Origin of the sequence: Rhodococcus sp. ARP2 (assembly GCF_001029585.1) — a bacterium.
In the GTDB taxonomy this organism is placed as follows: Bacteria; Actinomycetota; Actinomycetes; order Mycobacteriales; family Mycobacteriaceae; genus Rhodococcus_F; species Rhodococcus_F erythropolis.
Window position 1 is genome coordinate 1 of the sequence record NZ_LEKE01000100.1, and the last position, 15,453, is coordinate 15,453.

General features: G+C 62.0%; 17 protein-coding genes. 7 read left to right on the forward strand and 10 right to left on the reverse strand.

Annotated elements, in window-relative coordinates:
* A partial coding sequence (locus ABX74_RS25925) for a 12-oxophytodienoate reductase (protein ID WP_047890015.1) occupies window positions 1-801 on the reverse strand: 801 nt, incomplete at its 3' end.
* A 203-nt stretch (window positions 802-1,004) separates the two neighbouring features.
* Between ABX74_RS25925 and ctaD the strand changes: the two genes are divergently transcribed.
* From ctaD to ABX74_RS25940, 3 genes are read left to right on the forward strand one after another with little or no spacing between them, the layout of a single operon-like run.
* Entirely contained in the window at window positions 1,005-2,759 is a 1,755-nt protein-coding gene (ctaD, locus tag ABX74_RS25930) for a cytochrome c oxidase subunit I (RefSeq protein WP_047890016.1), read from the forward strand.
* Window positions 2,760-2,804: 45 nt separating this feature from the next.
* Window positions 2,805-3,278, forward strand: coding sequence for a MarR family winged helix-turn-helix transcriptional regulator (locus tag ABX74_RS25935; protein ID WP_019744857.1), 474 nt, complete (start codon window positions 2,805-2,807; stop codon window positions 3,276-3,278).
* A gap of 52 nt (window positions 3,279-3,330) precedes the next feature.
* Window positions 3,331-3,750 (forward strand): DUF5313 family protein, encoded by a 420-nt coding sequence (locus ABX74_RS25940; protein ID WP_042451127.1) that lies wholly within the window; start codon window positions 3,331-3,333, stop codon window positions 3,748-3,750.
* Between the two features lie 9 nt (window positions 3,751-3,759).
* Here ABX74_RS25940 and ABX74_RS25945 read toward each other — a convergent pair whose 3' ends face one another.
* Window positions 3,760-4,788, reverse strand: a complete 1,029-nt coding sequence (locus tag ABX74_RS25945; RefSeq protein WP_082148563.1) for an NAD(P)/FAD-dependent oxidoreductase — start codon at window positions 4,786-4,788, stop codon at window positions 3,760-3,762.
* A gap of 33 nt (window positions 4,789-4,821) precedes the next feature.
* Here ABX74_RS25945 and ABX74_RS25950 point away from each other — a divergent pair, with 33 nt between their 5' ends.
* Together ABX74_RS25950 and ABX74_RS25955 are read left to right on the forward strand one after the other, a co-directional pair.
* Window positions 4,822-5,448 (forward strand): helix-turn-helix domain-containing protein, encoded by a 627-nt coding sequence (locus ABX74_RS25950; protein WP_019744854.1) that lies wholly within the window; start codon window positions 4,822-4,824, stop codon window positions 5,446-5,448.
* 56 nt (window positions 5,449-5,504) lie between these two features.
* On the forward strand, window positions 5,505-5,963 hold the full coding sequence (locus ABX74_RS25955; RefSeq protein WP_047890018.1) for a GNAT family N-acetyltransferase: 459 nt from the start codon (window positions 5,505-5,507) through the stop codon (window positions 5,961-5,963).
* Window positions 5,964-5,970: 7 nt separating this feature from the next.
* Here ABX74_RS25955 and ABX74_RS25960 read toward each other — a convergent pair whose 3' ends face one another.
* From ABX74_RS25960 to ABX74_RS25985, 6 genes are read right to left on the reverse strand one after another with little or no spacing between them, the layout of a single operon-like run.
* On the reverse strand, window positions 5,971-6,513 hold the full coding sequence (locus tag ABX74_RS25960; RefSeq protein WP_047890019.1) for an AAA family ATPase: 543 nt from the start codon (window positions 6,511-6,513) through the stop codon (window positions 5,971-5,973).
* A gap of 53 nt (window positions 6,514-6,566) precedes the next feature.
* Complete coding sequence (locus ABX74_RS25965; RefSeq protein WP_019744851.1) at window positions 6,567-7,361, reverse strand: MHYT domain-containing protein; 795 nt, start codon at window positions 7,359-7,361, stop codon at window positions 6,567-6,569.
* A 40-nt stretch (window positions 7,362-7,401) separates the two neighbouring features.
* Window positions 7,402-7,989: a GTP-binding protein gene (locus tag ABX74_RS25970; protein WP_003940118.1), complete on the reverse strand. Its 588-nt coding sequence runs from the start codon at window positions 7,987-7,989 to the stop codon at window positions 7,402-7,404.
* Entirely contained in the window at window positions 7,970-8,344 is a 375-nt protein-coding gene (locus tag ABX74_RS25975) for a DUF742 domain-containing protein (RefSeq protein WP_047890020.1), read from the reverse strand. The genes ABX74_RS25970 and ABX74_RS25975 overlap by 20 nt, the downstream gene beginning before the upstream one ends.
* 5 nt (window positions 8,345-8,349) lie before the next feature.
* A complete protein-coding gene (locus ABX74_RS25980; protein ID WP_003940329.1) occupies window positions 8,350-8,766 on the reverse strand; it encodes a roadblock/LC7 domain-containing protein in 417 nt (138 codons plus the stop codon).
* On the reverse strand, window positions 8,763-11,609 hold the full coding sequence (locus ABX74_RS25985; RefSeq protein WP_223258014.1) for an ATP-binding protein: 2,847 nt from the start codon (window positions 11,607-11,609) through the stop codon (window positions 8,763-8,765). The genes ABX74_RS25980 and ABX74_RS25985 overlap by 4 nt, the downstream gene beginning before the upstream one ends.
* A gap of 350 nt (window positions 11,610-11,959) precedes the next feature.
* Here ABX74_RS25985 and ABX74_RS25990 point away from each other — a divergent pair, with 350 nt between their 5' ends.
* On the forward strand, window positions 11,960-12,496 hold the full coding sequence (locus ABX74_RS25990; RefSeq protein ID WP_223258015.1) for a hypothetical protein: 537 nt from the start codon (window positions 11,960-11,962) through the stop codon (window positions 12,494-12,496).
* Between the two features lie 4 nt (window positions 12,497-12,500).
* On the opposite strand, the gene ABX74_RS25995 is transcribed toward ABX74_RS25990, so the two are convergent.
* Both ABX74_RS25995 and ABX74_RS26000 read right to left on the reverse strand, forming a co-directional pair.
* Complete coding sequence (locus tag ABX74_RS25995) at window positions 12,501-13,943, reverse strand: phospholipase D-like domain-containing protein (RefSeq protein WP_047890022.1); 1,443 nt, start codon at window positions 13,941-13,943, stop codon at window positions 12,501-12,503.
* On the reverse strand, window positions 13,940-15,043 hold the full coding sequence (locus ABX74_RS26000; protein WP_029255983.1) for an NAD(P)-binding domain-containing protein: 1,104 nt from the start codon (window positions 15,041-15,043) through the stop codon (window positions 13,940-13,942). The genes ABX74_RS25995 and ABX74_RS26000 overlap by 4 nt, the downstream gene beginning before the upstream one ends.
* A gap of 112 nt (window positions 15,044-15,155) precedes the next feature.
* On the opposite strand from ABX74_RS26000, the gene ABX74_RS26005 reads away from it, so the two are divergent.
* Window positions 15,156-15,453 (forward strand): enoyl-CoA hydratase-related protein (locus tag ABX74_RS26005; protein WP_047890023.1); only part of this gene is annotated, 298 nt, incomplete at its 3' end.

Below are 15,453 nucleotides of genomic sequence, written 5' to 3' on the forward strand. Positions count from 1 at the left end.
GTCGACGCCGGCGTCGACCAGGGGAGTGAGGATGCGGCCGAGTTCAGCCGGGCTCTGGGCGATACGAGCGTCGTAGTGGCCGGACTTCCACTGCGAGAATCGGTAGACGATCGCGAACTCGTTTCCGACAGCCTCTCGGATTGCGGCGACGACCTCGGCCGGGAAACGGGTGCGGGCTTCCAGTGATCCGCCGTATTCATCGGTGCGGACATTGGTTCCGGCCCACAGGAATTCGTCGAGCAGGTAGCCGTGCGCTCCGTGCAACTCGAGCCCGTCGAAACCGGTGTTCTTCGCGTTGAGTGCGGCGTCGACCCACGACTGCTTCAAGGTGTCGAGATCCGAGGTGGTGAATTCTCGTCCCAGACGGGTGCCGTCCAGCGCCAGGCCGGAGGGGCTGACGGTTTCGACCTCGGGGTTCAGACGCGAGTTTTCGCCGCGCTCGACTCCGAGGTGCCACAGCTGAGGAATGATCGATCCACCCTCGGCGTGCACGGCGTCGACTACCGACTTCCAGCCGCCCAGGCTCGAATCACCGTAGATGCGCGGTACGCGGGTGTGCGGGCCGGCTGCCGGGTCCGGGATATAGGTGCCTTCCGTGATGATCAGGCCGACCCCGCCCGCTGCGCGACGACGGTAGTACTCGGCCACGTCGGCGCCGGGGATTCCGTCAGGAGAGAAGGCGCGAGTCATCGGGGCCATCGCAAAACGGTTGCGCAACGAGAGTGATTTGACCTCGAAAGGCTCGAAGAGGCCGCGCAACGCGGGGGCCTCGGGTGCTGTCGATGTGTCGGGAAGAGTCACGGGTTTGTTCAACGCGGCGGACCCTTGACCTATTCCGCCGCCTGACTTTATCTCACCGAAATCTGCAAAAGGTTGCGTACGTTCGGTTTTCGATTGATGTCCACGTCGACCAAACTTAGTTTGTGCATTAACTATTAACATGCGATATGGTCGTGCGGAAAGTTCTTGAGGGCGGTATCGAGCACGAAAGAGGACGCGCGAGCATGACAACAACGGTGCCGGACGAGCGGACCGGAGAGCTGGAGCCGATTCCGGAGCGGCCGTACCCGAAGCGTCGTGATCCCAAGGGGTCGTGGATGTTCGACATGATCAAGACCGCCGATCACAAGAAGATCGGGATCATGTACATGATCACGGCTTTCGTGTTCTTCTTGATCGGCGGCCTGATGGCCCTGTTCATGCGTGCGGAACTGGCTGTCCCCGGGATGCAGTTCCTCTCGAACGAGCAGTTCAATCAGTTGTTCACCATGCACGGCACGATCATGTTGCTGCTGTACGCGACGCCCGTCGTTTTCGGCTTCGCGAACTACATACTTCCGCTGCAAATCGGTGCCCCGGACGTGGCCTTCCCGCGCTTGAACGCATTCGGCTTCTGGCTCTTCACTTTTGGTGGTTTGATCGTACTCGGCGGATTCCTCACGCCGGGCGGCGCTGCCGACTTCGGTTGGACTGCGTACACCCCGCTGTCGGGTGCGGTGCACAGCCCCGGCGTCGGAGCCGACCTGTGGGTCTTCGGACTGACAGTGGGCGGTCTCGGCACTATTCTCGGTGCGGTCAACATGATCACCACGGTGATCTGTTTGCGCGCACCAGGCATGACGATGTTCCGGATGTCGATCTTCACCTGGAATATCTTCATCACCAGCATTCTGATCTTGATGGCGTTCCCGCTGCTGACCGCTGCATTCATGGGTCTGTTCGTCGACCGTCACCTCGGTGGCCACATCTTCGACCCGGCGTCAGGTGGAGTTCTGTTGTGGCAGCACCTGTTCTGGTTCTTCGGGCATCCCGAGGTGTACATCATCGCGCTGCCGTTCTTCGGCATCGTCTCGGAGATCTTCCCGGTCTTCAGCCGTAAGCCGATCTTCGGATACACCGGTTTGGTTTACGCGACACTGGCGATCTCAGCTCTGTCCATCGCGGTGTGGGCTCACCACATGTATGCGACGGGTGCTGTTCTCCTGCCCTACTTCTCGTTCATGACGTTCCTGATCGCCGTGCCGACAGGTGTGAAGATCTTCAACTGGATCGGCACGATGTGGAAGGGGCAGTTGACCTTCGAATCGCCGATGCTGTTCTCGGTCGGCTTCCTGATCACATTCCTCTTCGGTGGTCTGTCGGGCGTTATTCTCGCGAGTCCGCCGATCGACTTCCACGTCACCGACACGTATTTTGTTGTCGCCCACTTCCACTACGTGGTCTTCGGTACGGTCGTGTTCGCCACGTACGCCGGTATCTACTTCTGGTTCCCGAAGATGACCGGTCGCATGATGGACGAGCGCCTCGGCAAGTGGCACTTCTGGACCACGTTCGTCGGCTTCCACGGCACGTTCCTCGTCCAGCACTGGCTCGGTGGCGAAGGTATGCCCCGTCGTTACGCCGACTACCTGCCCTCGGACGGATTCACGGTGCTGAACTCGGTGTCCACGATCTTCGCCTTCGTGCTCGGCGCGTCGACACTGCCGTTCATCTGGAACGTTTTCAAGAGTTACCGCTACGGCGAGGTGGTCACCGTCGACGATCCGTGGGGTTACGGAAACTCGCTGGAGTGGGCGACCACCTGCCCACCGCCGCGTCACAACTTCACCGAGTTGCCGCGCATCCGTAGCGAGCGTCCGGCGTTCGAGCTGCACTACCCGCACATGGTGGAGCGAATGAGGGCGGAAGCGCACGTGGGCCTCACCGGGCAACCCACGTCGACGTTGGAGAAGAGTGACGATCATCGCCAGATTGATTAGTGCGATAATAGTTACTGCACTAATCAATCTGGTAACATCGGATTCATGACGACGAAGGCTCCGCAGACGCAGATGGACGATCCGCTGGCTCTCGACCGGCAGGTGTGTTTTGCACTTGCGGTCGCGAACCGGGCAGTCCTGTCCGTCTACCGGCCACTGCTCGAGCCGATGGGCCTCACACATCCCCAGTATCTGGTGATGCTTGCCCTGTGGGGGAAGTCGCCGATGGCGGTCAAGGAAATCGGGCAGGCATTGCAGCTCGATTCGCCGACACTCTCGCCGCTCCTCAAGCGACTCGAGGCGTCCGGGTTGATCACGCGAACCCGTAGCCGCGCCGACGAACGTCAACTCGACGTCGACCTCACCGAAGCCGGTGTGGCACTGCGTGACGAGGCGGAGAAGATACCGCCGGCGGTTGTCGCGAAGCTCGGCGTCAGCCTCGCCGAACTCGAAGAACTCCACAACGTTCTGACGCGGGTCAACGAGGCCGCGCTCCGCGCCGGCGCTTTGGACCAATGAGAGAAATGTGATGACCACATCTGAAAGAAACGTGACGACTGCGTCAAGACCGATGCGTACCGAACAGGTGACTTCCGTGACTTCCAAAAAGCAACGCACGAGCCCGAATCCCCTTCAGTGGTTGGGTTATTCAGTGGGGCGCAAGTTGCCCGATTCGATGCAGGACTGGGTGCGAAACGACCTGATCGGTGACTGGGCTGTGCCACGTCACCTGATCCGCAGCATGGTGCCGTTCATTCCCGTCTTCGCGGCCTTCATGCTCTTCCCCGGGCCGTGGGCCCTGCGGGCGTCGATGGTGCTGCTCGGAGTGCTTCTGGCGCTGTTCTATTCGGTCTCCTACATGGCTCAGAACAGGTCGCGTCGCCTCGAGCGTCACGGTTTGCCTTCCGACCTCGAGAACCCGAAGAAGATCTCGCGCCACGACGCCGAGAAGGCCGCCTACGAGAAGTTGCACGGCGGCCCCGCGACCTAGACGCTTCGGTCAGATGCCGTGAAGGGCGCTGCCGCCGTTCATCTCGCAGACGCCCTGCTCCATGGCCGCCGAGAAACCACCTTCAGGGTCGGTCGAGCGAAGAGCCGATTCGACGTCCTGCTCTACCAGGTATCCGTTGATTGCGATCGCCGCGGTTGAACCTGCAGCCGCAGCATTGATTACCTGTGCGCGAGGGTCGACGACGTTGCCGGCGCCCCAGATACCGGGAACACTGGTGGCGCCGGAATGATCGACAGCCACGAATCCCGTGGGGCTGGCTTTGCAGCCGAGTCGCGTCAGATGTGCGTCGTTCGGAACGAAACGCGGCGCAACGAACAGTGCTGAGCGCGCAACCAGTTGGCCGTTGTCGAGTTCGACGGCTTTCAGTTTGCTTTTCTCGCAGACCAATCCAGATACCGATCCGTCGGCAACCGTCACTCCTCGGGCAGCCAGTCGCGCGCGTTCGTCGGGGGTGAGCGAGATCTTGTCGGGGAAGAACGTCACATCCGACGACCACTGTCGGAGTAGAAACGACTGGTGAAGTGACATCTCGCGAGCGTCGCCGCCGAGAACGCCGATCGGTTGGTTGCTGATCTCGTACGCATGGCAGTACGGGCAATGGAGCACGCTTTGCCCCCAAAGCTCCTGGATTCCTGGTATTTCCGGGAGTGAATCCCGTAGGCCGGTGGCAACCAGCACAGTGCGAGTTTCGAGCGTCGTGCCTCCCGACAGTTCGACGACAAAGCCGGGTTCGATACCGCGCCAGGAGATGTCGACTACGTCGTCGCGTTTGAATTCGACTCCGTACGTCTGTAATTCGCTGCGTCCGACGGCGAGCAACTCACCTGGCGCCATGCCGTCTCGCGAGAGGAAGCCGTGCATGTGTGCTGCCGGTGTGTTGCGCGGTTTGCCGGAATCGATGACGGCGACCGAGCGCCGAGCACGACCCAACACCAGGGCTGTACTGAGTCCGGCGGCGCCACCGCCGACGATCACGGCGTCGAGGATCTCTGTTTCAGTGTGTGTTCGCATGAGCACAGATTGCTCGCGGAGGAGGTTCGTCAGCAACTAATGTTGCCATTTCTGGGAATCGTCGTCAGACTCGGCACCATGAATGTCAACGGTCCGCACATCGATGCCGCCATCTCGCAGATCGGCGCGCGCCTCAAACGCATTCGTACACAGAGGAACGTCACGCTCACAGCGCTGTCCGAGTCCACCGGTATTTCGAAGAGCACCCTGTCGAGGCTCGAAGCGGGGGAGCGTCGACCCAGTCTGGAGTTGCTGCTTCCGATCGCGCTTGCCCACCAAGTGCCGTTGGACCAACTGGTTGCGGCACCACAGGTCGCCGATCCACGTATCCAGAGTGCGCCTCGAAGCGTCAGTGGGCGAACGGTATTGCCGCTGACTCGGCAACCCGGTGGGCTGCAGGCATTCAAGATGACCATCCCGGCAAGCCAGACGGACCCCGACCCGCAAGTGCACGACGGCTACGAATGGCTGTACGTCTTGTCGGGGAGGTTGCGGTTGGTGTTGGCCGATCACGACATCGTGATGGGTACGGGTGAAGCTGCTGAATTCGACACCCGAAACCCGCATTGGTTCGGTAGTGACGGCGGCGGCCCGGTCGAGGTACTGAGTCTGTTCGGCCCCCAAGGAGAACGCATCCACGTACGGGCCAAGCCTTCGCCGAAGTGATGGCCAGTCATACTTTCATTCGATGCTGCCGGAAGCGAAGAGGACAGTGAGGATCCGTGCGAATCGAAATTGACGACCTGAGTCGGGATGTGGTCCGTGCTCTACTGACCGAACATCTCGCCGACATGCATGCGACCTCGCCCGCGGACAGCGTTCACGCGCTGGACATCACCGGGCTGACGGATAGTTCCGTGACCATGTGGACGCTGTGGAGCGAAGGTGACGATCTACTCGGTTGTGTTGCACTCAAGGAACTGTCGTCGACCGGTGGCGAGATCAAGTCGATGCGAACCTCATCGGTAGCTCGAGGGCGTGGCGTGGGTACGCGACTTCTTCAACACGTCGTGGACGAGTCGAGACAACGAGGTTACCGGCAACTCGAATTGGAGACCGGCACACAGGACTTCTTCGATCCGGCACGCCGACTGTATGCGAGATTCGGGTTCGTCCCGTCTCCACCGTTCGGAAACTACCGCGAAGATCCGAACAGTGCATTCTTCGTTCTCACCCTGTGAGCAGCTCTCATTCGGTGAACATTCTGGCAGTTATTCGTCGTACTGCGCTCTCGGAGTTCATGATTGCGGTGTCGAGCACGAGCCGTTCCGTGGTCCACGGCTCGTAGTCTCGATCCAGGATTTCCTGCCACGTAGGTAGTACAAGATCCGGGATGTCGACGACTCGCCGTTCTGCGCGTCTGCGATGCTCGTCGGGATCCGAACAGATGACTTCGACACTGAGCAAGCGCGCCGAATTATGTTGTGCGGTAGCGGACCAGGCGTTTCGTGTCGCCTCGACTGGGTTGACGCATTCGACCACGACCGAGAGTCCCAGTCGCAATTGTTCGGCGGCGAGCGCGTACCCGGTGATGTATCCGGCGGTCCCGGATACATCAGCGATACCGCTGCGGATCAGCGACTGTTCGATGGTATCGATCCGCACGTAGGGGATCTTGTGATGCTGAGCAAGCGCCCGCGCGATCGTCGATTTGCCGGTGGCCGGCAAACCACCGATCACGACCAGTGCCGCGTCGGCCGACGGCGGGGGGTTGTGTCCGGCATCCACCATCCCCGCAATGTACGGGGCGTCGTCGATTCACATCGACTCGCCCCGTACTCCTCTCAGTTCGAGGTCGCGAACTCTCGTGCTTCGAACGCCAGGTCGTCGGCGGCGGATTCCATCCGTGCCGTCGCACGGTTGGGCGCTGTCAGCACGGCGACAATCGGAACTGCCAACGCCAGCAGGCCGAGAACGAAGACAGGGAAGAGGAATGAGAACACTTCGAGTCCCTGCGGCGCCGGGGCTGCCGCGTCGTGAACAACCTCGACTGCGGCCATTCCGGTGTAGTGCATACCGACGACGGCGATGCCCATGATGATTCCGGCGACAAAACGCAGAATCGTGGACTCGAGCACCATGGTGAACCACAGTGCAGCGGTTCCGGCGACGACTGCGATGAGAACCGACAATGCAACGAAGAGCAGGTCGTAGTGGATCTCACCCTGAAAGCGCAAGGCGCGCATGCCGGTGTAATGCATGATGTTCACGGCGAGACCGGTCACCACGCCGCCGATCAGAAGCCGCGTCCAGCGGAATTCGGTCCCGATGATCAGCAGACCGACAAAAACAGCACCTACTGAGATGATCGCGGAGATCACGGTCCATCCGAGGTTGTATCGAATGGGACTGCCGGGGACTGCGAAGCCGAGCATGGCGATGAAGTGCATCAGCCAGATGGCGACACCACCGATCGACAGGGCAGCCATGGCGAGCCATCGCATGCGTGTGGCGGTTGTTGTCGCCGACGCTGAATGCCTGGTGCACGCCAGGCCGACTACCGACCCGACCACGGACACGACGTAGGCGAGCCCGAGCAGCCAGATTCCCATCGAGAAATGGTGCATTTCATCCGACATGCCAGTTCCTTTCGGCGACGATTCGCATCTGGTGATTCATCTAGACGACTGCTTCAGCTGCAAGTCGTTCGAGGGAGTACTCGGTGACGGCGATCAGCGCGCGTTTGGCCGATTCGCGGTTTCGGGCGTCGATCTCGATCATGGGAACGCGGTTGGGTAGCGCCAATGCCTGCCGGAGATCGCTCGCCGAATGGATTGGTGCGCCGTCGAAACGGTTGACCGCCACAATGAACGGGAGCCCTCGCGCCTCGAAGAAGTCGACTGCAGCGAAGCTGTCTTCCAGGCGGCGCGTGTCGACCAGAATGACCGCACCGATTGCACCGGTGATCAAGTCGTCCCACATGAACCAGAAGCGGCGCTGTCCCGGGGTTCCGAACAGATAGAGGACCAGGTCGTCGGCGAGTGTGATGCGCCCGAAGTCCATCGCGACCGTCGTGGTGCTCTTGTCGGGAGTGGAACCGAGATTGTCGATACCGTCGCTGGCGTCGGTGACCATTGCCTCCGTGCGAAGGGGGACGATTTCGGAGACGGTCCCCACAAGCGTCGTCTTGCCAACACCGAAACCCCCGGCGATCACGATTTTTGTCGATTTCACGCGAGACGATGAGTCAGAGTGCCCGAAGTCCACTGAGGGTCCTTTCGATCAGTTCGCGTCGCTCGACTCGAGATGCGTCGCTTCGCAGAGTGGCATGTATTTCCAGTGATCCGGCTACTACGAGGTCGGCAACCAGTACCCGCACGACTCCGATCGGAACACCGAGGTGGGCAGCGATCTCGGCAATCGAGATCCGCTGCTCGCAGAGTGCGACGATCGATGCACGAATATCTTGCGGTGCAAGATTGTTCGAGACCACGTCCTCGATCGTCGCGATGATCGCTTCGAGCGGGAGGTCGATGGACGGCAGGGTCCGACCTTCGGTGAGCGCGTACGGCCGGACCAAGCTGGGTTCGGGGTCGTCGTACTCGGATTGATGGTGAGGCATCGAACTCAAATACCCTGCGACGTTCGCGGGGCAATGTCCATCGTGGTCCCGACGCGATCGACGAGAGTCGCCATTTCGTAACCGATCTGGCCGATGTCGCATCCGGCGACAGCGAGCGCGGCAAGGTAAGCGCCGCTACCGACGCCCATGAGAAGCAGGTAGCCGTTCTCCATCTCGACGACGGACTGCATGACGGCCCCACCGTCGAAGAGGCGTGACGCCCCCGCGGACAGGCTGGCGAGTCCGGAAGTGACAGCGGCCAATTGATCCGCCCGATCAAGCGGAAGGTGTGTGCTCGAGGCGGTCAACAACCCGTCGGCTGAGACGATGATCGCGTGACTCACACCCGGCACGTCTCGGGCAAAAGCCGAAACCAGCCAGTCGAGTGCGCGGGGAGTCTCTTGGGCTCCGACAGTGTTCACTGTTCTCCTTCATCGTTGTGCAACATCGTGGACGATTCGAAAGACTGTCCGCCATCGGGCTGATGGTCGGCGGCGCGCCGACGCCCTCGTTGTACTCCGGATTGGTAACTGCTCCAACCACGTTGGACGTCCGCCGGATTGGATGCATGGCGCTGTGTCGTACCGCCTCCGCCGACGGCACCAGGAACCAGGCGGGCTCCGCGGTCTCGAATGGGCAGACCGGAATCGGCGATCTTGGTGACCGGCATCTCGAACGAGGTCCGAGCGGCCAGCCAGCCTTGATCCGCGTCGGTAGTCCACGAGCTGCCGGTGGAAGTCGCTGAAGTCTCCGCCGTCGGATCCACGAGCCATTCCGACACCATCCGGGCGAAAATCGGCATCGTGGTCGGAGCAGAGGGTACGCCGTTCGAGTTGCCGTCGCCCGCGCCGTCAGCCCTCGCCGATGCGCGAGCAGAGAGCCCGTCACGGGTGCGTGAGGAGAAGAATGCCGCAGTATTTGTCGGCGTCGGGGCTGAGAGCCGGTGCCGCGGCGGCGGGGTTGTCGACGGTTGTGGACCCACCGGGATCTCGGGACCCTGTGCCGGCGAGGTGAATTCCGGCGACGGAGTACGAACGGGAAGGGACGTCGATGTGCTTGTGCCCTCGGGATCGGGCAGAGGAGCGAAGGACGACACCGAGGTGGCGGGTGCAGCAGTGGTCGGAGTCGAGGTGCTGACTGCCGGTACTCCACTTGTGCCCGGAGTGCGACGTGGTAATCCCGAAGGCGCTGTTGCCGTCGGTGTCGATTGCGGTGTGATCGGGGCGAACGTCTCAGTCCGATCGGTACTGTTACCGGGCGTTCGACGCGGGAGATCAGCGAAACTTCTGGTCGCAGGCTGCGGGGGTGCGGATTCGGTCGGGACGGGCTGTGACCATGAGGGTGCAGGCGGTGTTGGAGGGGGAGTCCGATCGAGCGTGGGAACGGGTCCGGTTCGCGGCGTGCGGATCTCGGGTCCCCGAGACGAATCGAGTATCGACGTCGGTAGGAGCACCGTGGCGGTGATGCCGCTGTGCGTCGATGACGTTGCCGTCGGGCGCAGGCGCACAGAGATGTTGTAGCGACGGCTGATTCGGCTCACGACGAACAAACCCATGCGACGCGCTGTATCCGCGCTCATCTCGCCGCCGGCGGCGAGGCGCTCGTTGGCATCGAGGATATCGGCAGGCGACATGCCGATACCGAGATCTGCGATCTCGACGATCATGGAGCCGTCGATAGTGCGGGCAGCGTTGATGGAGACGGTGGTCTCCGGTGGGGAGTACCGCAGAGAATTGTCGAGCAGCTCAGCGATGAGGTGAACGACGTCCGGGGCAGCATGACCGGTGACGACTCCGGGCGGGATCTGCCCGAGTTCGACGCGTCGATACTCCTCGACGCCTGATACCGCGGCGCGAAGGGTATCGCCGAGAGCGACGGGGGCGGTCCTGGCGCGGCGTACATCGGTTCCGGCGAGAACCAGCAAGTTGTCGCCGTTTCGACGCATTCTCGCGGCGATGTGATCGAGCCGGAACAGATTCTCGAGGCGACGCGGGTCGTCTTCGTCCTGCTCCAACTGTTCGATCAAACCGAGTTGCTGGTCGACGAGGGACTTATTGCGCCTCGACAGCGTTTCGAACATGTCGTTGACCTGGCGCCGCAGGGTGGCCTGCTCGCCGGCAAGCGTGATGGCCTGACCGTGCATGTCGTCCACCGCGCGCGCAAGCTCGCCGATTTCCTCGTGGGTGCGGATCGGGACACGGGCGAAGTCGAGTTCGTCGGTACTGGCACCTGCGCGAATTCGTTCGATCGCGTCGGGGAGTCCGCGTCGTGCGGCCTGCAATGCGGCAAATCGCAACCGGCGGATCGGATCGATGAGCGATCGGCTGATGACGAGGGCGATGGCCAGTGCCAGCAGAACCGCGCCGAGCACGATTGCAGTGTCACGGAGTGCTGCGGTTCGTGCTGCATTGGATTCGGCGGTGACGGTGTCGCCGAACTCGGTGACGGTGGTGTCGGTCAGGCTGTTGTACTGGTCGTTGCCGGATTTCAGATCGGCGCCGACGCGGCTCCCCAGAGGAGAGGTCGACGGAGTTGATCCGAGGGCGTTGATCCGGTTCTGAGCAGAGTTGCTGAGGGTCTGGACGGTGTCGTTACTCCCGTCGATGGCCAGAATGTTGTTCAGAGCGACCAGTTCGGCACCGGCAGCACTGACCATCGACGTACGAGCTTGCTGGTCCGGATCACCGGAGCCGAAGAGGATTCGTTGTTCGGCAAGCGCTCGTCGCGCATCCCAGAGTGCCGAGAGTCGACCACCCTCTTCGCGCAGCGCCGGACGCTGAGAATGCTCGACGACGCTGGTGAAGGTGCTCGAGAGCGCGCGCGAGACTTCGCCGACCCGCGAAACCAAGCGTGCGGGAGCCACCGCGCCGGCGGCGATCTCCTCGGTGATGGAACGGCTCTCGGCGAGCGCCGAAGTTACTTGGTCGTTGAGGTCGTCGTCGGAATGGAACGCGCGCGCGGCGTCGACCAGTTGGTCCATTGCGTCCGAAACTGCTTGTGTTGCCGGGCCGGTGTCAGTGCGTGCCGATGCGGCTTCGGCGAGTTCGTACAGCGCGGATTCGAGGTTGATCGCGGCGGGCACTGCGAGGGCACGCTCGGATGAGGAACTCAGCTGTGCGGCTTCTTCGAGTTCTGTCTGAACTCGAAGTGCGCCGAGGACGACGGCGACGATCATCGGCAATGCGAGAACGGCGATGACTTTCCAGCCCAGGCGCCATTCGCCGATCGACCACCAAGAGGTTGTCGTGTGTGAATCGTGTTTCATGCGGAACATGGCCCCTTCACGTCAACCCCCCGTGGGTCATTGCCCGAACCCCTTCAATCCGGTTTGACCAGAAGGGGTAGTTAGCTGAACGGTAACAGACTGTTCGCTGGCTCGCTACATCCCAGTTGGCTTCATGGATCGCCGACGACTATATCCGGATTGTAAGGCCAGGTGAAAGGGTAAACGGACAAGTGCGGCGAATGGGATAGCCGGGTTGTTCGATTCGGTAACTCGTCGACTCGTTGATGTGCGGCGCGCGGGAATCTCCGGAGGGATCCGCCTCAGGACCTGACATCGAGGACACGTCCGAACGAGGCGCACTCGCATGTCAGACTGTGGAAACCGCACCGATGACCGAATCGAACCTTGGAGCCATAGTGGGTGGACCTGCTCGCGACGCGTTGCGCGCGATCGCCGAACTGCTCGCCCCTGACAGCACTGTCGTCATCGACCGTGTGACTCTCGCGATCGACTATCCGGAACGGTATGTCGAAGTACAGAACGAGCTGTACTCACAGACGCTCGAGAAGCCGCACCCGGAATTGGCGTGGTTTGCTCTCGTCGACGCGTTGCACGACCGAAAACTCCTGGTCTGGGTGGACTGGAACGAGGACGCTGCCGAGGTTCTCGGTCAGCTGAGAGCGCTCGAGTCGGCGCCGGCAGGATCGTGGGAGTGGGCGCAGAGTCTTGCCATGACCTTCGATCGATCTGCCGGACTCGAATCGCTTCTCGCTCGAGTCGGCGACAACATCACCGAGACGGGCGTTTCACTTGCCTGGCTCGACAGCGACAGCGATACGTTTCTCATCGCGCTCGTCCCGAGTGTTCACGGTGCAACACTCGTCGAACTCGCGCTGGCAACCGGGCACTGCGTGCGCGTGTTCTAGAGTCTCAGCGTTTGCCGAGCAGGCGGCGCAACCCTTCGATTCGATCGCTCAGTCTGGGCGGCGTGTGCTCGGGATCCATCAGTGCATTTTCAGCGAGCACGTGGTCTTCGCCGTCGACTGTATTCCGGTCGAATTCGCGCAGACTGCGAGCGTCGGAGGTCGAGAGAGCGCGAACCGTCGACAACAGTGACTGCTCACCCAACGCGTCGTCGACTTCTTCTTCGGTGACGTCGAGGTGCTCGCTGAGTAGCCGGCGCCTCAATCCGATGATCGAGGCGCGCAACTCGACATCTGCGTCGTCGTCGGATTCGACGGCGATGTCGCACTCGGTGTCGAAGCCCATCGAACGGTTGTTGAGGTTCGACGACCCGATTCGCAGGAGGCGATCGTCCATCACGAGGACCTTGGCATGCACGTAAATTGGTGCGCCGGAAGAGGTCACGGGATAGAACGCACCGAACCGGTCGTGGATATCGGCCGACCACAGCAAATGCAGCAGGTCGTGGCGTGCCCCGTCCATCGCCTTTTGTTCGAGCCATCCATCGGCATTGCGCGGAATGACCAGAACGATCTCCGGCCCGTCGGCCTCACGTAGACGCGCGGCAATCGCCTCGGCCAGCGTGCGTGAGGCGAGGTACTGGCTTTCGATGTACAGCGTGTGTTCTGCCCCGGCGATGGCCGCGAGATAGAGCGCCTCGATCTCGCGTACCTCTGTGCGTTCGCCGAGTTCCGGCAGCGTTCTGGCGATGGCCACGTCGACGACGCGCAAGGTAGGAGCCAAATTGACCGGCCACGGCGTCGCCGTGCTCTGGACCGGTGGGAGGTCCTCTCCGGTTGCGGATTTCCAGCGTGCCCGCGCTAATTCGCCGATGGCCGCGGCAGCATTGCCGTCGACCGCTGTGGTTGCGTCATGCCAAGGGCCGTAACGTCTTCCGCTCGGTGTGATCCGGTAGTCGTTGCGGTCGACGTGATCCGAGGTGTCCCAGCGGTCCACCGTCATGTCGATGCCGCCGCAGAACGCCAGAGCGTCGTCGATGACGATGATTTTCTGATGGTGCGCCGCACCCACGGGATGGGCGCCGTCGATCTCGAACCGCAGGCGCTCGTCGGTCAGCCAGTTGGACACGAAGACGGGAGTCATGCCGCGCCCAATTGCGGTGAACGCGCCGATGTTCCATTTGAGTACGAGGATTTCGAGGTCGGGTTTCTCGCGGACCAGCCAGCGGAGGAACATTCCCAATCGGTTGGGGCCGTCGAGCGTCTGCTTGCCTGGTTCGAGTTTGATGCGCGTGTCGAAGTCCCAGCCGATCAACATGATTCGCTTTTCCGCTTGCAGCATTGCGGACTTCGCATGATGAAAGTAGTCAGCGGCGTCGACGATGCAGGCAAGATTGTCCGCCGGTTCGATGCGCCAGCAGGTTTCGCCCGGAATCAGTATTCTGTTCATTCGCCGATTCCCAGGTACGCGGTCAGTTCGCGCGCCGCCGCTTGGCCGGCGCGGTTGGCTCCGATCGTCGACGACGACGGTCCGTATCCCACCAGGTGCACGCGAGGGTCCGCTTCGACCTGCGTGGCGAGGCGCCCGGTCATCGGGATTCCGCCACCCGGTCCGCGCAGGTGCAACGGCGCCAGGTGATCGAGTGAGCTACGAAAACCGGTGCACCACAAGATGACATCGGCGTCGACGACGGTACCGTCGGCCCACTTCACGCCGTTCGGAAGAATTTCGGAGAACATCGGCAGTCGATTCATCACACCACGCTCTCGCGCTGCCCGGATGGCAGGCGTCACGGGGAGGCCGGTCACCGAGACAACGGATCCCGGTGGCAGGCCGCGTCGTACACGATCTTCGACCATGGCAACCGCATCGCGGCCGATGTCCGGCGTGAACGGCTCGTCGCGGAACTCGGGTTCGCGCCGCGTCACCCAGGTAGTGGTCGTGACGCGTGAGATCTCGTCGAGCAGTTGGACGGCCGAGATACCGCCGCCGACCACCACAACATGTTTGCCTTCGAACTCCGCAGCGGTTCGATAGTCCTTCGTATGGAGCTGTCGGCCACGGAAGGACTCGGCCCCGCGATAGTGGGGGATGAAGGGGCGCTCCCAGGTTCCCGTCGCGTTGATCAAGCCTCGCGCCGCGAACACCCCCTGGTCGGTTTCGATTCGCAGTCGCTCTTCCCTCGGACACACCACCCGTGTGTGTACCGGGCGGTGGACGGGAAGTTCGAATTGCTTTTCGTACAGTTCGAAGTAATGGGGGACCGCCACCGATGCAGGCACTTGTTCGGCGTCTGTACCGGTGGTTTCCGCAAAGGACATCCCCGGGAGGTCGTGCACACCGTTGACGGTGCTCAGTGTCAGGCTCGGCCAGCGGAACTGCCACGCTCCACCCGGACCGGACGCATGATCGAGCACCACGAACCCCGATTCGGGTTCGATTCCGAACTTGCGCAGGTAGTACGCGGCGGAGAGTCCGGCCTGTCCCGCGCCGATCACCACCACGTCAACCGGGTGTGGTTGCTGTGCGGCAAGGTCGTCTGTACTCATCGGTAATCTAACCTCCTGATGTACAGAACTTAGCTGCAGAGAAGTATGCGGACGGTAGCGGCGCCTCGGAACTCCCGTGTGTCGAGCCTTCCAGAAACGAAAGTGAGCGGACATGATCGGGTTCTCCCGTGACGGCAACGTCGTGACCATCGAGTTGCAGCGTCACGAGCGTCGTAATGCGCTCAGCGCCGAACTCTGCATCGCAATACGGGACGCGATGAACGCGGCAGTCGCCGAGCATGCGCACGTTGTCGTCATCACCGGTGAGGGATCGGCGTTCTGTGCAGGCGCGGACCTGTCCGGCGACGTCTACATGGAGGGCTTCACCGACCGCTTGTTCGAAATGCTCCGGTCGATCGACACGGCGCCCATCCCCGTCATTGCCGCTGTCAACGGTCCGGCCATCGGCG